The 18704-nt window shown below is 64.5% G+C and carries 17 protein-coding genes; 1 reads left to right on the top strand and 16 read right to left on the bottom strand.

The features are described 5' to 3' along the window. Positions 1-50 precede the first annotated feature (50 nt). From GCN74_RS02365 to GCN74_RS02315, 11 genes are all read right to left on the bottom strand, one after another. Positions 51-1814, bottom strand: coding sequence for a M56 family metallopeptidase (locus GCN74_RS02365; protein WP_152255187.1), 1764 nt, complete (start codon positions 1812-1814; stop codon positions 51-53). Continuing rightward, entirely contained in the window at positions 1811-2203 is a 393-nt protein-coding gene (locus tag GCN74_RS02360) for a BlaI/MecI/CopY family transcriptional regulator (protein WP_152252364.1), read from the bottom strand. The genes GCN74_RS02365 and GCN74_RS02360 overlap by 4 nt, the downstream gene beginning before the upstream one ends. 66 nt (positions 2204-2269) lie before the next feature. Then, on the bottom strand, positions 2270-3766 hold the full coding sequence (locus GCN74_RS02355; RefSeq protein WP_152255186.1) for a hypothetical protein: 1497 nt from the start codon (positions 3764-3766) through the stop codon (positions 2270-2272). An 88-nt stretch (positions 3767-3854) separates the two neighbouring features. Beyond that, complete coding sequence (locus GCN74_RS02350) at positions 3855-5201, bottom strand: DUF3422 family protein (protein WP_152255185.1); 1347 nt, start codon at positions 5199-5201, stop codon at positions 3855-3857. A gap of 122 nt (positions 5202-5323) precedes the next feature. Further along, positions 5324-6532: a multidrug effflux MFS transporter gene (locus tag GCN74_RS02345; protein WP_152255184.1), complete on the bottom strand. Its 1209-nt coding sequence runs from the start codon at positions 6530-6532 to the stop codon at positions 5324-5326. Further along, positions 6529-7203 carry a CerR family C-terminal domain-containing protein gene (locus GCN74_RS02340; RefSeq protein WP_152255183.1) on the bottom strand — a complete coding sequence of 225 codons (675 nt, stop codon included), beginning with the start codon at positions 7201-7203 and terminating at the stop codon, positions 6529-6531. Before GCN74_RS02340 ends, GCN74_RS02345 begins: the two co-directional genes overlap by 4 nt. Before the next feature lie 120 nt (positions 7204-7323). Then, complete coding sequence (locus GCN74_RS02335) at positions 7324-7794, bottom strand: copper chaperone PCu(A)C (RefSeq protein ID WP_152255182.1); 471 nt, start codon at positions 7792-7794, stop codon at positions 7324-7326. Between the two features lie 20 nt (positions 7795-7814). Then, on the bottom strand, positions 7815-8411 hold the full coding sequence (locus tag GCN74_RS02330) for an SCO family protein (protein WP_152255181.1): 597 nt from the start codon (positions 8409-8411) through the stop codon (positions 7815-7817). An 83-nt stretch (positions 8412-8494) separates the two neighbouring features. After that, positions 8495-8890 carry a DUF2946 domain-containing protein gene (locus tag GCN74_RS02325; RefSeq protein ID WP_226938828.1) on the bottom strand — a complete coding sequence of 132 codons (396 nt, stop codon included), beginning with the start codon at positions 8888-8890 and terminating at the stop codon, positions 8495-8497. Between the two features lie 8 nt (positions 8891-8898). Beyond that, positions 8899-9522 carry a helix-turn-helix domain-containing protein gene (locus GCN74_RS29140; RefSeq protein ID WP_226938827.1) on the bottom strand — a complete coding sequence of 208 codons (624 nt, stop codon included), beginning with the start codon at positions 9520-9522 and terminating at the stop codon, positions 8899-8901. Positions 9523-9584: 62 nt separating this feature from the next. Then, on the bottom strand, positions 9585-10286 hold the full coding sequence (locus GCN74_RS02315) for a Crp/Fnr family transcriptional regulator (RefSeq protein WP_152255180.1): 702 nt from the start codon (positions 10284-10286) through the stop codon (positions 9585-9587). Positions 10287-10413: 127 nt separating this feature from the next. Here GCN74_RS02315 and GCN74_RS02310 point away from each other — a divergent pair, with 127 nt between their 5' ends. Next, positions 10414-12048 (top strand): acyl-CoA synthetase, encoded by a 1635-nt coding sequence (locus GCN74_RS02310; RefSeq protein ID WP_152255179.1) that lies wholly within the window; start codon positions 10414-10416, stop codon positions 12046-12048. A 10-nt stretch (positions 12049-12058) separates the two neighbouring features. Here the strand turns inward: GCN74_RS02310 and GCN74_RS02305 are convergent, their stop codons facing one another. From GCN74_RS02305 to GCN74_RS02285, 5 genes are all read right to left on the bottom strand, one after another. Then, on the bottom strand, positions 12059-13468 hold the full coding sequence (locus tag GCN74_RS02305; protein WP_226938826.1) for an MFS transporter: 1410 nt from the start codon (positions 13466-13468) through the stop codon (positions 12059-12061). A gap of 172 nt (positions 13469-13640) precedes the next feature. Beyond that, positions 13641-14357, bottom strand: coding sequence for a ribonuclease T2 family protein (locus tag GCN74_RS02300; RefSeq protein ID WP_152255177.1), 717 nt, complete (start codon positions 14355-14357; stop codon positions 13641-13643). 70 nt (positions 14358-14427) lie between these two features. Continuing rightward, complete coding sequence (locus tag GCN74_RS02295; RefSeq protein WP_152255176.1) at positions 14428-15528, bottom strand: branched-chain amino acid aminotransferase; 1101 nt, start codon at positions 15526-15528, stop codon at positions 14428-14430. 117 nt (positions 15529-15645) lie between these two features. Further along, on the bottom strand, positions 15646-16143 hold the full coding sequence (locus tag GCN74_RS02290) for a Fur family transcriptional regulator (RefSeq protein ID WP_152255175.1): 498 nt from the start codon (positions 16141-16143) through the stop codon (positions 15646-15648). A gap of 133 nt (positions 16144-16276) precedes the next feature. Next, positions 16277-18625, bottom strand: a complete 2349-nt coding sequence (locus tag GCN74_RS02285) for a TonB-dependent receptor (protein WP_152255174.1) — start codon at positions 18623-18625, stop codon at positions 16277-16279. Positions 18626-18704 lie beyond the last annotated feature (79 nt).

The following is an 18704-nucleotide window of genomic DNA, read 5'->3' as shown; positions in this document are numbered from 1 at the left end:
TCTCCAGAGGGTAAAAAGAAAGGCGGCCGCGACGCGGCGCGCCAGGGGGATCAGTACATCTGGCCCGTCCTGCCGGCCAGGGTGTCGCGGATATTGCCCGCGTCGAGCGAGCGCCGCTGCGCGCCGTCGGCGTCCAGCAGCACCACGGTGACGTGCTTGCCGCCGCTGCGCATGCGCATGGTCAGGCAGCTGCCCGCCTCGTTGCTGCTGCCCGTCTTCGACAGCAGGATGTCCCAGCCCTTGCCGCCCACCAGCGGATTGGTGTTGTGCAAGGTGCGCGTCCGCCCATTGACGGCCACGCTGGCCCGCGGATGGCTGGTGATGCGCGCTATGTCCGGATAGCGCGCTGCCGCCGCCACGATCTTCGCCACTTCCGTGGCCGTGGACGTATTCGCGGGCGAGCTGCCGACCGGCTCTGTCAGGGTGGTGCGGCGCAATCCCAGCTGATGAATCTTCGCCTGCAGCGCCTGCGCAAAGGCCGCGCTGCCGCCGGGATAGGTACGCGCCAGCGCGGCGGCGGCCCGGTTTTCGGACGGCAGCAGCGCCAGTTGCAACAGCGCGCCGCGCGACACGGCCGCGCCATCGGCCAGCACGCCGCGGCGCTGCATCGACGAGTCGCCGTCCGCGTGCACGATGCGCAGCTTTTCATCAGGATCGAGGCCCGCGTCCAGCACCACCATGGCCGTCATCAGCTTGGTGATCGAGGCGATGGGCACGACGGCATCCGCATCTTTCGCCATCAGCACCTTGCCGCTGGCGTCATCGAATACCAGCATGTGTTTCGCGCTGACGGGCAAGGCCAGCATGCCGGCGGCGGCATCGGCCAGGATCGCCCCGTTGACGGCGGGCTTGCCCTGCACCTGCAGCAGCAGGGTGGCGCAGGCCAGCAGCAAGGCAGGCAAGGCCAGCTTCCAGCCGCCCGTGTCGGGACCGGGCGCCACCAGGCGTTCTATGCGCGTCAGCAAGGCCCCGCCCCGGGCCGACATCAGCAGGCCCGGCTGGCTGGGCGCGGCAGCGTGCAGGGACAGCGCATGCAGCGCCGTGGCCAGCCGCTGCGGGTCCTGCAGCGCTTGCGCCGCCAGGGCGTCGGCCACCTGTTCCCGCTCGGCCCGCATGCGCGCCGACAGCCACCAGACGACGGGGTGAAAAAACAGCAGCGCCTCGGCCACGCTTTGCAACAGATTGACCAGGTAATCCCAGCGCCGCACATGCGCCAGTTCATGCGCCAGCAACGCTTCCAGCAAGGCGACGGGCATGCCGCTCAGCAAGGCGGCCGGCAGCAGGATGACGGGACGCCAGAAGCCCACCGTCACGGGGCTGGACAAGCCCGCGTGCAGCTTCAGCGGCACCTGGCGGTTGCGGCGCAAGCCCATGCGCTGCGCCAGCGCATCGACGCGCGCCTGCCAGATGGCCGGTGCGGCCGCCGCCTGGCGGCGCAGCCTGCCGACCCAGGCCAGGCCCAGGCACAGGCGCAAGCTCATCAATCCAACGCCGGCGCCCCAGGCCAGCACCAGGGCCGGCATCCACGCTTGCAGCGCGGCGCGCCAGGCGGGCGGCGCCTCCATCGCCAGGCGGGCGGGCGTAGCGTGCGACAGCAGCGACAGCAGGTGCACGAGGGGAATACACAGGCACAGCAGCAGCGCCAGCGCGCAGACGGCGTAGCGCCGGCCCGCGCCGGCGTGGCGCAGCAGCCGCAGCAGGACAGCGGAGACGGCGCCGACGATCACGCCCTGCCAGACGAAATACAGCAAGACCCAGCCCAGCGCGGGGACAAGCTTGCCCATATCGATGCCGAGGTGCATGTCCAGGTTCATGGCGCCTTGCCGTCCTTGCTGCGCAAGATCTTTTCAATTTCCAGGCGCTCCGCGTCGCTCACGTGCTCGCGCAGCGCCGTCAACACCAGGGCCTTGCCGGAACCGGAAAACACCTTGCCGATCAAGTCCTTGAGCAAGCTGGTCTGCAGCTTTTCCTGCGCTTCGACGGCGGCATACAGCTGCGGCCGCTGGCTTTCATCGCGGCTCAGCAGGCCCTTGCCATGCATCAGTTGCAGCTGGCGCAGCACGGTGGCGTAGCTGGCGTCGGCGCGCTCTGCGGCCAGGGCGTCGTACACGGCGCGGGCGTCGGACGGACCGCGCTGCCACAGGATGCGCAGCAGGTCCAGTTCGGCGGCCGTGGGATGGGGAGTGGAGGTATTTTTCAGCATGCCGCTAGAATACCCAGTCTAGAACTCTCTGTCTAGAACTTTTTTTCTAGAAAGCGAAAGAAAGCGTTAGAAATCGCGCAGGCGGTCGAACACGGCATATAGCGCCGCCACATCGGGCAGCGGCGCTTGCGTCAGCACCTGCTCCAGCGCCACATAGATTTCATCGCGCTCCACCGTCTCGATGATGCTGGAACGCCGCTCGATCTGGTTAAACACGGCGACATAGTCGGCGACCATCTGCTGCGCGATGGCGTGCGCGGCCGCGCCATCCTTGACCGCATCGATGGCGCGCGCCGTGGCCAGCAGCTTTTTATACGCCTGCGCGGCCTTTTTGGCGTACGCGGCCGAAATGTGTTCGCGGCCATCCCAGTCGCGGAACGGATTGTCCAGGTTTTCCGCCAGCCACTCGGGCTTGCGCGGCCGCGTCACCGACAGGCTCAAACCCAGCGCCGCCGCCTTTTTATAGCTGGACTTGATGGCCTTGGCCGCATCGGCCGGCAGGCTGGCCAGGCACAGGCTGGACAAGGACGGCAATTGCGCCGGAGTGGGAAAGTCGTCAGGGCCGTAGCCAAACAATTCATACGCGGTGAAATCTTGCAGGTGCGCCAGCCTGGCGATGCTGGCCACGTTCGACGCCAGCCCCGGCTTGCCCCGGACGGTCAGCTCAGTCAGCCCGGGAAAACGCTGCGCCACCACGTCGAAATCCACGGCCGGCATGGCGCTCAGCGACAGGTGGGTCAATTCATCGAGGCCCTGGAATGGCGCCAGGGCGCCGCCACACTGCAGGCGCAGGAAGCGCCCTGCATGCGGGTCGTCGATGCGCAGCGATGGCGACGGCGCGCCATTCAGTGTCAGGGTGCTCAAGCCCTCGTTCAGGCGCAGCGCTTGCAAGCCTGCGGCATGCACGATGAGGCGGCTGACATTGCTGTTGCTCAAGTCGAGTTCGCTCACCGTCGATGACTGCCACTGCACTTCGCTGATGATCGGGTTGCCGTTGATATATTCAGCCAGCGCCGCGCTGCCGTGGCGCGTCTCGATCGCCGTCAGGCAGGGCAGCTGGTCCAGTTCGGACAGGTCGCCGAGCGCCTGCAGGATGCTGTCGCCGATGCGGCTCGTATTCTGGCGCAAGGCCTGGCCGCCTATGCACACTTCCTCGCTCGATGCGGCCTTGAAACGCTGGCGCCTGGCCGGGTCGACCTGCTCCCAGCGGCGCTGCCGCCAGACGCTGTCGCCCACGTGCCAGCCGCCGCTGTAGCTCTTCACTTGCGTATCCACCAGGGGCGCGGCATTCGCCACCAAGGTGTAAGCCCGCGGCACCCTGGCATCGACGAAACTGTGGTCGTGGCGGTTTTGCCAGAAATAGTAATCGCACACCAGCGGGCGCATCGCCTGCACGGCCGCGGCATCGGGCAAGGCGTCGCCTGTCCAGTCCAGCTCCAGGATGGCGGCCAGCGGCGTTCTGCCGGACGAAGGGTCGTCCTCGATCGCCGTGACCTGGCAAGCCACATACTGCTGCAGCCTGGACGAAAACACGCTGTAAATATCTCCAACCTTGGCAAGCACGTCATTTCCTTGTATCGAATAGTGAGGGCCGCACGATAGCAAAGATTGGCGGCGCGCGGCGTACGCGCCGCCAAGGTGCTTGCCCGGCTCAGTCCGCGTGCAGCTTGTGGTGCATGCGGCGCAAGCCCAGCCACACGGCCGCCGCCACGAACGGCACCAGGGCGCCGACGAGGATTTCCGGATTCACGGGCAGCCCCATCACCTTGGCCGCCTTGCCCGTGTAGCTGAACAGGCCGATCACGTAATACGAGATGGCGGCCACGGACAAGCCTTCCACCGCCTGCTGCAAGCGCAGCTGCTGCGCGGCGCGGGCGTTCATCGATTGCAGGATTTGCCGGTTCTGCAATTCCTGCACGATGCCCACGCGCGTGCGCAGCAAGTCATTCGTGTTGGCAATGCGCTGCGCCATCGCTTCCTGGCGGCTGGCCATCGCTTCGCAGGTATTCATGGCGGGCGTCAAACGGCGGTCCATGAATTCCTCGACCGTGGGTATGCCCTCGATGCGCACTTCGCGCAACTCGTCGATGCGGGCCTTGACGAGGCCCATGTAGGCTTTCGAGGCGGAAAAGCGGTAGCTATTGTCGAGCGACAGCTTTTCAATGCGGGCCGCCAGGCGCGTGATGCGGTCGAGCAAGGCTTGTTCGGCCACGCCCTCGTCGGCCTTGACCAGGCCCGGCGCGTCATCCGTGTCGACCATGGCGGCGGCCAGGGTCGCCAGCTCATTCTCGATGGCATTCAAGGATGGCGCCGCCTGCATGGCGTAGGGCAAGCCCAATAAAGCCATCATGCGGTAGGTTTCGATTTCCAGCACGCGCTGCACCAATCGGCCCGACTGCTGCGAACGCATGCCCGCGTCGCGGATGACGAAACGGCTGAAGCCGTCGGACTGGATGGTGAAATCCGTCCACAGTTCACCGCCCTGCAGCACCTTGCTGCCCGCCAGGGTATTGCCTTCGAACACGCGCGACAAGCCCTGCATGAAGATCTCGGCCGGCTCGCTCGCCTGCTCCAGCACCACGTGGGCAGCCACCATCAGCTTGCCCTTCAAGCCCAGCAGCCAGTGCTGCGGCAGCTGCGCCAGCGGCATGCGCTCGAACGCCTGCGCCAAAGGCAAGGCGGCACCAGGATGCTCGGCGAAGGTAAACGTGGCAAATTCCGTGTGGCATTCCCACTTCAGGCGGAAGCGGCCGAAGTCGTAATAAAAATACTTGGCTTCGGCGGCGGGCGGGGTGACGCCGAAATGCGTGCACAGGGCCGCCAAAGTGGCGTGCTGGGCAGCCATATTCGACGCGCCCGGCGCCGCGCTGTCGTCCTTGTAGACGGCCAGATGGGTGATCAGCTCGGGGGCGTCGAGCTGCAGGAAGGGCCGCGAATGGATTTCCGCAGCCAGCGGCACGCGCAAGGCGTGGTTCAAACTGGAGTTAATCAAGTGCATGATAGCCAAAGGTAAAGTTGCAAAACTGCTTAGACCCGCGCGCGTGCCGTGCTGCCCGCAGCGGGGGTCTGATTGTCACAGTGTAACAAAGCAGCAAGCATGCCATCCTTTTCCAGGGCCTCTCATGCTGTTTTGACAACCCCGGTGATGCCCTGCCCCACCCTCTGGCGCGTACCCAGCCACCAGAACACGGCGGCCAGCGCCACGGCCGAGGCCTGTCCCAGCGCCAGCTTGAACGCGCTGTCGAACAACAGCGGTGCGACAAAACCGGACACCAGCGCAAACACCAGCATTTGCACGAAGTTTTGCAACGATGCCGCCAGGCCCCGCATCTGCGGGAAGATGTCCAAGGTGGACATGGTCATGCCAGGCAAGGCCAGCGACATGCCGAACGCGTACAGCATCACGGGCACGACGGCAAACGGCACGCTGGCCGCGAACCAGTGGTTATATGCAATGTTGAGCGCGCCCGTGGCCGCCATGGCCAGCAAGCCCCAGCGCACCAGCACGGTGCTTTTCAGCGCATGCGCAAGCCTGCCCGACAGGGCCGAGCCGCCCACCAGGCCAGCCACCATGGGGACGAACATCCAGCCGAACGCCGTTTCCGGCAGGCGCAGCAGCTCCAGGATGAAATGCGGGGCCGACGCGATGTACAGGGCGAAGCCGCCAAAGGCGAAAGCCACGGCCAGCGAACGCAACTGGAAAGCCCGGTGGCGCAATGCCAGCCAGTAATTGCGCGCGATATTGCCAGGGTGGAAAGGCTGGCGTTGCTCGACGGATAAACTTTCCGGCAAGCCTTTCAGGCTGGCGAGCAACAGCAGCACGGTGACGGAAAACGTGAACACGAACGTGGATTGCCAGCCATACGCCACGTGCAGCCAGCCGCCGATGATGGGGGCGATGGCAGGCGCGATGCCGAACACCATCATGATATTGGCCAGCATCTTTTGCGCGGCCGCGCCCGACAGGCTGTCGCGCACGATGGCTTGTCCGATCACCCGGCCCGCCCCCGCCGAGGCACCCTGCATGCCGCGGAAGAACAGCAGCCAGCCAAAGCTGGGGGCAAACGCGGCGCCGATGGAGCCGGCGGCAAAGATCAGCAACGATGCCAGGATCACGGGACGGCGGCCGAACGAGTCGGACAAGGTGCCGTAGAACAAGGTCATGAAGGCATAGGCGGCCAGGTAGACGCTCAGGGTCTGCTGCACCAGCACGCTGCTGACGTCGAAATGCGTGCCGATCGCGGGAAACGAGGGAAGAAACGTATCGGTGGCGAACGGGCCCAGCATGGCCAGCCCTGCCAGCACCAGGGTCAGCTTGCGCGCCTTCATGCGCCCGCCTGCGCGGCATGCTGGCGACGCAAGCCATCGAGGGCCGCCAGCGAGAATTGGGACACATGGCACGCAATGCTGGCGATACCGGCCTCGTCATACGTGATTTCCGGCGCCACCAGTTCATGCACGATGCGCGAACGGGCATAGAACACGGCCTGGCCGATCACGCTGAACACGCATTTCTGCACCACGTCCGCCGGCATGGCCGGCCCCACCACGTCACGGATCAAGCCCGTGAACAAGGCATGCTGCGGGCGCACATTGCGTTCGGCCAGCTTGTGAATGGCGGCCGTGGGTTCGATCAGTTCACGCGCCACCAGGCGGCTGAACAGCGACGCGGGGCCCGAGCGCAGCATGTCGGACACGAGCGCCTCGATGGCCAGGCGCAACTGCTCCACGGGTGGCAGCTGCGCCCGCGCACTGGCGGCGGCCACGTCGGCGGCCGAGGCCCGCGCCAGCGCGCGCGCATGGTCGAAGGCGGCCAGGTGCAGCTCTTCCTTGCTATGAAAGTAATAATTGACCATCGCCACGTTGACGTGGGCCGCTTCGCATATCCGGCGCACGGACGCGAGCCTGTAACCTTCGTCGGCAAACAGGTCCGCCGCCGCCTGCAAAATGCGCGCGCGGGCCGGTTCCGTTTCCTGGTCACTTCTCTTTTCTTCTGTCATGCCATTCCCATCGTTTAAACAGCCGTTTAACTTTATGGAATTATATCAAACAGTCGTTTAATTTTCAGGCAGACGCAAAAAAGCCCGGCGAACCGGGCTTTTCATGGGCGTATCGGCAGCTTAATGCTTCATGGCCGGCATCGGGGCCGAGGCGGCGCCCAGCGGACGGGCCACGGCATTGACTTCGATGGTTTCGCGGTGCTTGTCCTCGCCCTCGACAACCAGGGTCAGCGGAATCTTGTCGCCGGCCTTCACCTGTGCCTTGAGGTCCAGCAGCATCACGTGGTAGCCGCCCGGTTTCAGTTCCACGGCTTTGCCTGCTGGCAAGGCGATTTCCTTGACCTGGCGCATGCGCATCATATTGTCCGCCATGCTCATTTCATGGATTTCCGCCACGCCGGCCACGGGCGAGCGCACTTCCAGCAGGCGCATGGCTTTCGGCGCCGTGATCTGCATGAAGGCGCCCGTGGCTTTTTGCTGGGGCACGGTGGCGCGCACCCACGGGTCGGTGATCTGCACGCTGCTTTGTGCGATGGCGGAGAAGGACAGCACGGTCAGGGCCGTGGCCAGCAGGGTTTTCAAATGGGTCATGATCAATCCTTTCGTGAGAGTTACAAGGTGTATTTCGATTTCATCAGGGTCTTGATGTCCTGCACGCACTCGTCGCCCGTCAACTGGTGCTTCAAGCCCAGGCGCATGCGCCCCTCGGTATCGAGCACATAGCTGATGGCCGTGTGGTCCATCGTGTACGAACTGCCGCTGGGCACGCGGCGGTAGAAGACCTTGTAGTTGAAGGCCGTCTGCGCCGTGTTCTTCGGGTCCGTGCGCAAGCCCAGGAAACTGGGGTCGAAGGCGCGCATGTACTCGCCCAGCAACTCGGGCGTATCGCGCTCGGGGTCGATGCTGATGAAGATCACTTGCAGCTTGTCCCCATCGGCGCCCAGCTTCTGGCGGATTTCCAGCGCGCGCGACAGGGCTGTCGGGCAGACGTCCGGGCATTGCGTGAAGCCAAAGAAGACCATCACATACTTGCCCTTGAAGTCGGCCAGGGTGTAGACCTTGCCGTCGGGACCGCTCAAACTGAAATCGGGCTTGTAATCGCCGCCCGTCAGGTCGAGGCCGTTGTAATGGGGTTTCGGTGCTGGCTCGCAAGCGGCAAGCGTCAGCAATCCCGCCGTGCCGGCGAGAAGGAATAAACGACGTTTCATGGTATTTCCGGCCCAATGGGCGTAGTGGATACAGTTGGATGCTCTGCCGCAAGGCGGCAGGTGGAACAGCGGTGCCCGCAGGCTCAGGCCGGCGGCGGGCCGCGCGGGCTGGCGCCCAGCCACGCGAACGGTGCTTGCGGCGCCTGGTAGAACAGGGGCGGATAGTGGTCGTGGCCGCCGATGACGGCCAGCGGCGGCGATGACGATGGCGGCAAACCCACGCTGCCCGCATGGCTCATGCAGAACGGGCAATGCTCGATGTGGTGCAGCACGGAACCGGTGGTGGACTTGACGGCCGGCGCCAGGTCCGCTTGCGTGTAGACGGCGCCGCTGGCCGAGCAGATCTCGACGGTGGCATTGTTCGCATTCGCGTGCAGCGAGGCAAACGCATACGACAGGGACGGCGACAGCGCATTGAGCAGTATCGCCAGGCAGGCGAACCACATATGCCACTGTTTGCGCTTGAAGAAAGGTCCCATGCCGCCGATTATAGCGGAGTATGGCTATCGCGTTGCGCGGGCGCGTCCGCCTGGCCCCGCAGGAACAGGCTGGGGCGCACGCCGGCCACGTCCACGCAAGCGTCGCAAAACGCGGGAATCGAGGCAAAGCCGGAACCGGCCGCCACTTGCGCCAGGTCGCGCCCGCCGTCTTCACCGTCGGCGCTCCCCTGCGCCGCCGTGTGCAGCGCGTGCGCCAGGCGCTGCTCGCGCACCAGACTGAGCAATGCCTCGCCCTCGGCAAACAGGCGCGCCCTGGCCTTGTGCGGCGTCACTTGCCACAGGGCCGCCAGGCGCGCCGCCGTCCATTTGCCTTGCGGCGTATCAAAGATGTGCTGCGCCAGCGCCTGGCTCCAGCGCTTGCCGCCGCCGTGGCCGCCATCCGCCTCGTCGTTTTCCAGCGCCAGGGTGAACACGGCCGGCTTGCCCCGCCCCGGCATCACGTCGCAGGCAAAGCGCAGGAAGGCGGGCACGACGAAGCTGTCGCCGCTGGCCAGCTTCTTGGTGGCGATTTCATTATGCAATGTCACAAAACCCTGGCGCACGGTGACGCGCAGCCGCAGCGGAAAGCGCAAGCCCAGCAGGTGCAAGGGATGATCGGAAACGAGGGCCATGCGTCAGGTCAATGTGGTGAACGAGCCGCCAGCATGCCACACATCGCGCGCCCCGTCTGTCGTCACAGCGACGCCACGCCGTAGCGGCGCAGGCCGTCGAGGTCGACGACGCGGATGGCCTGGTAGGCAATGCTGATCAGCTTGAGTTCCGCCAGATGGCCCAGCGCCTGGTTCACCCGCTGGCGCGAAATGCCGGTCAGCAAGCCGATTTCTTCCTGCGACAGCTCAAGCACGCTGGACGTGCGCGGATATAACATGGGGTGGAACAGTTGCGCGATCGCTTGCGCCACTTGCGCGTCGACGGCCAGCAGGCGCTGGTTCTGGATGGTGGCGATGAATTGCCCCATGCGTTCGTTCAGCTGGCGGATCACGAAGGCATTGAAGGACAGGCTTTCGGCCAGCAGCAGATGAAACAGTTCCACGGGCACGAGGATGATGGTCGATGCGCGCACGGCCACCACGTCGTAGCGGCGCAATTCACGCTTGAGCACGCTACCCTCGCCGCACCAGCCGCCCGCCGGCACGCCGGAAAACGTGGCGCCGCGCCCATCGGCGTTGTAGACGGCCAGCTTGATCAAGCCCGTGTGCACGCCTATCCAGTGCGCCGATGGTTCGCCGCGCCGCGTGATGAAGGCGCCCGCCTCGTAATGCCGGACCGTGCTGTCGGCACGCAACAGGGCCTGGTGCCGGACATCGAGGGCCGCGAACCAGTCGTGGCTGTCGAGTTCCGGCACGGCACGGTCTACACTATCGTTGCTATCCATACCATCCTTCAAACCTGTCACTAAGATGACAGTGATTTTCAAGCGCCGGTGCTATGCTGGCCCCTATCAATCCCGAAACAGGGAGCTGCAGCATTGCAGTACCAGGATTATTTACCAGGAGACAAACATGACACCTGATTTCAACACCGGCCTCGGCAAAAACAGCGCCAACTACGCCGCCCTCACCCCGCTCGACTATATCGCCAGGGCAGCCGCAGTATATGGCAATCGCCTGGCAATTGCACATGGCAGCGTGCGCCAGACGTGGCGCGAAACGTATGCGCGCACGCGCCGCCTGGCATCCGGCCTCGTCAAGCTGGGCGTGGGCACGGGCGACACGGTGGCCGTGATGCTGCCGAACACGCCCGCCATGGTGGAAGCGAGCTTTGGCGTGCCCATGGCGGGCGCCGTCCTCAACGCCCTCAATATCCGCCTCGACCTGGCTTCGCTGACCTTCATGCTGCGCCATGGCCAGGCGAAAGTCTTGCTGGCCGATACGGAATTTGCCGAGCTGGCGCGCCAGATGGCGGCGCAGATTCCCGGCTTGCGCGTGATCCAGGTCAATGACGTGCTGGGCCCGGAAGTGGAGCCCTTTGCCGAGCTCGACTATGAAGCCTTGCTGGCCAGCGGCGACCCCGGCTACGACTGGCAGCCGCCCGCCGATGAATGGGATGCCATCGCCCTCAACTACACGTCCGGCACCACGGGCGACCCGAAAGGCGTGGTCTACCACCACCGGGGCGCGGCCCTGAACGCCCTGTCGAACATCCTGGAATGGGACATGCCCAAGCATGCCGTGTATTTATGGACCTTGCCCATGTTCCACTGCAACGGCTGGTGCTTCCCGTGGACGGTGGCCGCCCGCGCGGGCGTCAACGTGTGCCTGCGCAAGTTCGAACCGAAACTCGTGTTCGACCTGATGCGCGAATTGCGCATCACCCACTATTGCGCGGCGCCCATCGTGCACGCGGCCCTGGCCAACGCGCCCGCCAACTGGCGCGAAGGCATAGCCTGGACCGTGCGCGGCATGGTGGCCGGCGCGCCGCCGCCGGCGGCCATGGTGGCGAAGATCGAAGCCATGGGCTTTGACTTGATCCACTCGTATGGCTTGACGGAAGTGTACGGACCGGCCGCCATCTGCGCCGAGCAGGACGAGTGGGCGGCCCTGTCGCAGGAAGAGCGGGCCGTGTTGAAATCGCGCCAGGGCGTGCGCTACCACCTGCAAAGCGCCGTGGCCGTGCTGGACCCGGAAACCATGCAGCCCGTGGCGGCCGACGGCGAACAGATCGGCGAGATCATGTTCCGTGGCAACATCTGCATGAAGGGCTACTTAAAGAATGAAAAGGCGACGCAGGAAGCGTTTGCCGGCGGCTGGTTCCACACGGGCGACCTCGGTGTGATGTATCCGGACGGCTATATCAAACTGAAGGACCGCAGCAAGGACATCATCATCTCCGGCGGTGAAAATATTTCCAGCGTGGAAGTGGAAGATGCGCTGTACCACCACCCGCAAGTGCTGGCCGCCGCCGTCATTGCCCAGCCGGACGAGAAATGGGGCGAGACGCCGTGCGCGTTTGTCGAACTGCGCGAGGGCGGCACCGTGACGGAAGCGGAATTGATCGCCTTCTGCAAGAACAACCTGGCGGGCTTCAAGGTGCCGAAAGCCATTTACTTCGGCCCCCTGCCCCGCACGTCGACGGGCAAGATCCAGAAGTTCGAGCTGCGCAAGCGCATGCAGTCGGACAAGGCCATCGACGTCTGATCCCTGCCAGTCAGTCGCGCTTGCCGGCCAGCCACGCCGGCTGCGCCACCACCAGGCGCGAAAAGCTGGCGATGCTGGCCACGGCGGCAAACCCGGCCGCCAGGCACAGCGCATACGTCGTGCCCCGGCTGGCGGACACCGTGAAGCAATACGCGACCAGCGCCGCGCCCGTGGCTTGCCCGATCAGGCGCGACGTGGCCACTACGCCGCTGGCCCCGCCTGCCCGCTCGGGCGGCGCGCTGCCCATGATGGCTTTCAGATTGGGCGCCTGGAAGAAACCGAAACCGATGCCGCACAGGGCCATGCGCCAGCCGATATCGAAAGCGCTGGGGTGGGCCGGTATCCAGACCAGGGTCAGCAAGCCGCCGGCCAGCGCCGCCAGGCCGATGCCGCCCAGCACACCTGGAGAATAACGGTCGCTGAGGCGTCCGGCCACGGGCGCCATCACGGCCACCAGCACGGCCCACGGCGTCATCAAGAATCCCGTCTCCACGGGCGAACGGCCCAGGGTCACTTCAAAATAAAACGGCAGCGAGACGAAAGCCAGGCCCTGCGCGGCAAACGTGCAGATGGCCGTCAGCGACGACAGCAGGAACAAGGGACGGCGGAACAGGTCGATGGGCAGCATGGGCGCCGCGTGTCCCGCCTGGCGGCGCAGCAGCAGGACAAAGAACACCACTACGGCCACCAGTTCCGGCAGCAAGGTGGAAGTCGAGGCGTGATGGGCGGCGTCGCCGAACAATAAAATCAGCAGGCCGAAGGCGCCCACGTTGTACAGCGCCGTGCGCGCATCGAGGGTGTGGCCGGACAGTTTCGTCGCCGGCAGCATGCGGCTGGCCAGGAAGAGACCGAGCAAGCCCAGCGGCACATTCATGGCGAACAGCCACGGCCACGACGCCGTCGCCAGGATCAAGGAGGCGGCCGTGGGCCCGATGGCGAACGCGACGGCCACCACCAGCGCATTGTTGCCGAACGCGCGGCCCAGCAAGTGTTTGGGGTACAGGGCGCGCAGCAGCGCCGTATTGACGCTCATCATGGCGCTGGCGCCCACGCCTTGAAAGAGCCTTGCCACCACCAAGGACGGCAAGGACCAGGCCAGCGCACAGGCGAGCGAGGCCAGGGTAAACAGGAACATGCCCGAGATAAACACGCGCCGGTAGCCCGTGATTTCCCCCAGCGCGGAAAACGGCAGCAGGGTTGCCACCATGGCCAGTTGATAGACGTTGACGATCCAGACGGAAGCGGCCGGCGTCGTGTGCAGCTCGCTGGCGATGGCCGGCAAGGCCGTGTTGGCAATCGCCGTATCGAGCGAAGCCATGCCCACGCCGATGGCCAGCGCCAGCATGGCCCATAAACGGGCGCCGGGCGGCAAGCCGTCCTCGCCCACGAGGAAGGGCTGCGCCCTGTTTTGCTTGAACATCATTGATCCGATACGAATTCCATGCCGCGCCGCCAGCAACGCCTACGCCGGGCACCTTCTTGTTAGCGGCCAATAATATGGCCGCAAGCAAGACACTAGCATGGATAAACGGAGTCTGCCGGACAGCCCCGCTGCGGGCCGGGCAGCCTGTTATCGGATGACTACGCGAGTTTTATTTCTTGCAATCGATGACCTTGAAATCTTTCGAGTAGCAGATGCGCAGTTCGCCCGAGTGCTTTTCATAGCCGAGCCAGCGACCTTTCAGCTGCGGGTTATGCTGCTTCATCCACTGGAACAGCGCGTTTTTCGGCATGGTGGTGTCCGGCAACTTCAAGGCCTGGAACAGTTCGCGCTCTTTCTCGAAATACTGCTTGGCCGAATCGAAATCGCAGGCGCCATGTTTTTCCCATTCGCCCTGCAGCAAGGCTTCGCCCGGCTGCATGCACATGTAGGGCAGGATCTCGGCTGGCGCCAGCTTCGGCAGATTGCCCTTGCAATAGCGCGGATGCAGTTCCGTCTTGCGCGGGGGCGTCACGGAGATATCTTCGCAGGTGGCCGGATTGTCCGACTGCGCCCACAAGCCATGCACGATCCAGCCGAAGTGGTTGCTCTCGGCGCACTGGAAGGCGGCCTTCTTCGACACTTCGCCACGGCGGCGCTGGCTGTCGCAAAAGCCGGGCGACCACGACAGCGCCAGCATGAAGTAGTCGGTGGGCACGTTCGTGCTTTGCTTGTAGCACGTGTTTTTCTCGTCCGATGGCTTGACATCGTAATCGTAGTAGCTGACATTGCGGGGAATGGCGCACGTGGCGTCGGCCGCGCGGACGGCGCCGGCAGACAGGCTGAGGAACACGGCGGCCAGCGCGGGCAAGACGGAGCGGATTTTCATCGAGTTTCCTTCAAGATATAAAAACGCCGGCAACTGGGTGCCGGCGCGGTATTAAAATGACACCATCAACTTAGCAGACGGTATGCATCCAGCCGTGCGTGTCCGGTGCCGTGCCATGCTGCAAGCCCAGCAGCGCTTCGCGCAGGGCCAGGGTGACGGCGCCGTTTTCATTGTTGTTGATGGTCATTTCAAAGCCATTGGCCTTGGCCACGCCCACGGGCGTGATGACGGCGGCCGTGCCGCAGGCGAACACTTCGGTCATGCGGCCCGAGGCGATATCGTCGCGCCATTGCTGGACGGACAATTTACGCTCTTCCGTCGCATAGCCCAGGTCTTTCGCCATTTCCAGCAGGCTGCGGCGGGTAATGCCTGGCAGCAAGGTGCCCGTCAGTTCCGGCGTCACGACGGTGACCTTGTCGCCATCCTTGTACACGAAGAACAGATTCATGCCGCCCATTTCCTCGATGAATTCGCGGTGCACGGCGTCCAGCCACACGACCTGGTCGCAGCCCTTCTCTTGCGCTTGCGACTGGGCCATCAGGCTGGCCGCGTAGTTGCCCGCGCACTTGGCTTCGCCCGTGCCGCCCGGTGCGGCGCGCACGAAGTCTTCGCTGATCCACACGGTGACGGGTTTCACGCCTTTCGGGAAGTAGGCGCCGGCCGGCGAGGCGAACAGCACGAACAGGTATTCTTCCGAAGGACGCACGCCCAGGTAAGGATCGGTGGCGATCATCAGCGGACGCATGTACAGGCTCTCGCCCGTGTTCTTCGGCACCCAGTTGCGGTCTTGCGAAATGAGCGCATCGCCCGCTTCCAGGAACAGCTCGACAGGGATGGCCGGCATGGCCAGGCGCGCGGCGCTGCGGTTGAAGCGCTCGGCGTTCTGTTCCGGACGGAACGTCTTGATGCTGCCATCGGGCTGGGCAAACGCTTTATAGCCTTCGAAGATGGCCTGGCCGTAGTGCAGGGACGAGGCGGACGGGTCCAGCATCAGCGGGCCGTAGGCTTTCAGTTCGCCCTGCTGCCACTTGCCGTCGCGGTAAGGAATCACCACCATGTGATCGGTAAAGATGCGGCCGAAAGCGGGATTGACCATGCGCGCGGCGCGCTCGGCGTCGGACAGGGGGTGGGCGGATGGGGTGACGACGAGATTCGGTGTGGAAGTGGTCATGGCAGCAGAAGACGAGTCAGGGAGAATAAAGAGATTCCCTATTGTAGCGCCTAATCCGCCCGGCGAGGGCGTGGATGGGGCGGCGCCCATTGTTGCGCCGCATCAAAAGGCGTGCCGTCAGCCGGCCCGCAGCGCCCTGCCCCGCCCTGCCTGCGCGTCCTCGGCGCACTGGCTGCAGCGCATCTGCACGGACAGCACGTTGGCGCCGATTTCCATGCCGTGCACGGCCGCCGCCTGGCGCAGCTGCTCCACCAGCGGCGCATCCTGCACCAGCACGCTGCGTTCGCATACGCGGCACACGAGGTAGCAGCTGTCCGCCGCCACCCGCTCGGGCTTGATCAGATAGCGCGCCTTGTTGCCGCTGGCACTCGCTTCGCGCTCGCGCAGCAGCAGGCCCGCCTGCTCCATTTCCTTGAGCACGCGGTATATCGTGCCCAGGCTGACGGCAATGCCGATGTGCAGCAGTTGCTGATAAATGCTTTCCGCATTCATGGCTTGCCGCTGCGTGCCGGCCAGCACCTGCAGGATGCAGATGCGCGCGCTGGTGGGGCGCAGGCGCACGGCGCGCAGGCTGTCGAAAACGCGGCCATCGCCCTGGTAAGGAATGTCTTGCATGGGATTCTCCGCTTGTGCATTCAACTCTCCCTACCTTGCCAAGCGAAACCGCAAAAAGGGAACCGGAAAATGAAAAAAGGCGCCGCCCCACTCTGCCGGGACGGCGCCTTGCGCTAGCTCAAACGGGCGAACATCAGAACTTCATGTTGGCCGTCAGGGTTGCGGAACGGCCAGGAGCCACGCCAGCGTAATGCGGCGAAGAAACCTTGTCGAAGTACAGCTTGTTCGTCAGGTTCTGGATGTTCAGCTGCAGGGTCACGTTGCGGCTGACCACATAGCTGGCCATGGCGTCGAAGCGCGTGTAGGCCGGCGCATATTTGTTGTTGGCCACGTTGGCATAGACTTTATCGACGTAGTTCACGCCGCCGCCCACCGTGATGGCAGGCGTGACCAGGTAGGAGGTCCACAGCGACGCGCTGTTTTTCGGCGTGGTGGGGAACTGGTTGCCGTTGTACGGCGACGGCGCATACACGGGTACAGCCGTCGTGCCCGTATTGACGTAGCCATTGTTTTCCACGATGGCGTTCAGGTGCGTATAGCCGCCGAAGACCGACCATTCCTTGGTGATATTGCCGCTCAAGCCCAGCTCGATGCCCTTGACTTGCTTGTCGCCCACGTTTTGCGTGCTGCCGTCCGGTGCCGTCACGCGCGCATTGCTCATGTCGCTCTGGAAATAGGCACCGCTCACGGACAGGCGGCCACCCGGCAGCACTTCCCATTTCGTGCCCAGTTCGAAGCTCTTGCTTTCCTGCGGCTTCAGGTTCTGGATGGCGACCGTCAAGCCGTCGATGCCGTCGCCGCCGTCATTGCCCGGCGGCGTGGACGAGGTGCCGTACGACACATACACGCTGCTGTTGGTCGATGGCTTGTACACGAGGCCCGCCTGGTAACTGGCGAAGGTAGCGTGCACATTGGCGCTGGTGGCGGCGGTGGTCTTGCCGTCGAGCGTGTATTGCGGCGTATTCAGCGAACTCTTGTAGTCATCCCAGCGGATGCCCACGTTCAGCAGCCATTGCGGCGTGAACTCGATGGTGTCGAAACCGTACACGGAACGCGTGTTGGTGACGATGTTGGTGCGGGCCGGCGACACCGTGCGCGTGTAGACCCATGGGTCGTTGGCGTTCGGGTTGAGCAAGGGGGCGCAGTTGTACAGGGTGGCCGCGCCATAGGTCGGGCAGTTGGTGCCGACTTTTTCCAGCGGGTTGTTGGTCCCCGGGCTGAACAGATAAGCGCTGCGGTCCGTTTCCTCGCGGCTGATTTCCAGGCCCACGGTGTAGGTGTGCTTCACGCCGCCGGCCAGGAATTCGCCGCCCAGGCTGGTCGCATTGGCCAGCGCATCCGTATCGGTCGTGCGCGTGTTGGCGCGGCGCCAGACGGTGCCGTACAGCATGGTATTGCCCTTGGAATCGTCGGGCTGGGTCCACACGTAGTCGTTGCTGGTCTTGCCGTAACGGGTCACGTTGCGCAAAATCAATTTATTGCCGAAATCGTGGCGCACGTCGATGGTGCCGATATCGCTCTGCGTGTCGCGGAAATCGCGGTTGACCAGGCCATAGAAGGTTTCGCGCGGCACGTTGACGGGGGTGCCGTTGCCGTTTTTCGACACATTCGCGCCCGACGAGAACGGGTTGTTGAACGGCAAGCCGGTGTCCGGCAACTCGCTCGACTGCATGTGGTAGTAGCTGAGGGTGGCCTGCGTGGCCGACTTCAGGCCGAAGGTGATGGATGGCGCGATGCCCCAGCGGTCGCCATTGATGTAGTCGCGGCCGGCCACGTGGGCGTCGTGCGCCATCACGTTGACGCGCACGGCCACGTCGTCGCTGATGACGCGGTTGACGTCAGCCGTGGCGCGGCGGTACTTGGCGCTGCCCAGGCCCACGGTGGCGTTGGTGAAATTGTCGACTTTCGGCGTCTTGCTGATCAGGTTGACGCCGCCGCCTGCGGACGAGCGTCCGCCGTAGGCCGAGTTCGGGCCCTTGACGACTTCGATTTGTTCCAGCGCAAAGATTTCGCGCGATTGGGAGCCCGTGTCGCGGATGCCGTCGATATACGTATCCGTTTGCGCGTTGTAGCCGCGGATGAACAGATTGTCGCCCACGGGGTTGCCCCCTTCGCCGGCGCCGATGGTGATGCCCGGCACGGTGCGCAGCGCATCCGTCAGCGAGACGGCGCCCGTTTGCGAAATGATTTCGGCGGGAATCACCGTCACAGATTTCGGCGTGTCCAGCAGCGGCGCCGTCAGCTTGTCGTTGGCCGATTTGACGGGTGCCTGGATCAGGCGGTCAGCCGTGCCCACGACCTTGACTTCTTGCAACTGCTGCGGCTTGTCCACCGTTTGCGCGTGCAGCGCCAGCGGCATGGCCAGGGTGGCGAACGCGGCCAGGGCCGTGCCGTGCATGCGGGGCGCGGCGGCGGTCTGGTGCTTGCGGCTGCGGATGATGGCGGCCGGCTTGGCGGCGCCCGCTTGGTCTTTCAATGTCATCGCTATCTTTCACTCTATCGGATGGATTAAATTATGGCTGGCTACTGCGCCGTGGCGCCTGGCTGGCTCGTTGATTGCT

The organism is Janthinobacterium sp. FT14W (assembly GCF_009208755.1).
GTDB lineage: Bacteria > Pseudomonadota > Gammaproteobacteria > Burkholderiales > Burkholderiaceae_D > Janthinobacterium > Janthinobacterium violaceinigrum.
The sequence above is the reverse complement of the archived record's forward strand: the minus strand, read 5'-3'. Positions and strand labels throughout refer to the sequence as shown.

What these genes read in the sequence shown, in the direction of transcription:
- GCN74_RS02365 (WP_152255187.1), bottom strand. Translation starts at nt 1,814, where the DNA reads ATGAACCTGGACATGCACCTCGGCATCGATATGGGCAAGCTTGTCCCC.
- GCN74_RS02360 (WP_152252364.1), bottom strand. Translation starts at nt 2,203, where the DNA reads ATGCTGAAAAATACCTCCACTCCCCATCCCACGGCCGCCGAACTGGAC.
- GCN74_RS02350 (WP_152255185.1), bottom strand. Translation starts at nt 5,201, where the DNA reads ATGCACTTGATTAACTCCAGTTTGAACCACGCCTTGCGCGTGCCGCTG.
- GCN74_RS02345 (WP_152255184.1), bottom strand. Translation starts at nt 6,532, where the DNA reads ATGAAGGCGCGCAAGCTGACCCTGGTGCTGGCAGGGCTGGCCATGCTG.
- GCN74_RS02340 (WP_152255183.1), bottom strand. Translation starts at nt 7,203, where the DNA reads ATGACAGAAGAAAAGAGAAGTGACCAGGAAACGGAACCGGCCCGCGCG.
- GCN74_RS02335 (WP_152255182.1), bottom strand. Translation starts at nt 7,794, where the DNA reads ATGACCCATTTGAAAACCCTGCTGGCCACGGCCCTGACCGTGCTGTCC.
- GCN74_RS02330 (WP_152255181.1), bottom strand. Translation starts at nt 8,411, where the DNA reads ATGAAACGTCGTTTATTCCTTCTCGCCGGCACGGCGGGATTGCTGACG.
- GCN74_RS02325 (WP_226938828.1), bottom strand. Translation starts at nt 8,890, where the DNA reads ATGGGACCTTTCTTCAAGCGCAAACAGTGGCATATGTGGTTCGCCTGC.
- GCN74_RS29140 (WP_226938827.1), bottom strand. Translation starts at nt 9,522, where the DNA reads ATGGCCCTCGTTTCCGATCATCCCTTGCACCTGCTGGGCTTGCGCTTT.
- GCN74_RS02315 (WP_152255180.1), bottom strand. Translation starts at nt 10,286, where the DNA reads ATGGATAGCAACGATAGTGTAGACCGTGCCGTGCCGGAACTCGACAGC.
- GCN74_RS02310 (WP_152255179.1), top strand. Translation starts at nt 10,414, where the DNA reads ATGACACCTGATTTCAACACCGGCCTCGGCAAAAACAGCGCCAACTAC.
- GCN74_RS02305 (WP_226938826.1), bottom strand. Translation starts at nt 13,468, where the DNA reads ATGTTCAAGCAAAACAGGGCGCAGCCCTTCCTCGTGGGCGAGGACGGC.
- GCN74_RS02300 (WP_152255177.1), bottom strand. Translation starts at nt 14,357, where the DNA reads ATGAAAATCCGCTCCGTCTTGCCCGCGCTGGCCGCCGTGTTCCTCAGC.
- GCN74_RS02295 (WP_152255176.1), bottom strand. Translation starts at nt 15,528, where the DNA reads ATGACCACTTCCACACCGAATCTCGTCGTCACCCCATCCGCCCACCCC.
- GCN74_RS02290 (WP_152255175.1), bottom strand. Translation starts at nt 16,143, where the DNA reads ATGCAAGACATTCCTTACCAGGGCGATGGCCGCGTTTTCGACAGCCTG.
- GCN74_RS02285 (WP_152255174.1), bottom strand. Translation starts at nt 18,625, where the DNA reads ATGACATTGAAAGACCAAGCGGGCGCCGCCAAGCCGGCCGCCATCATC.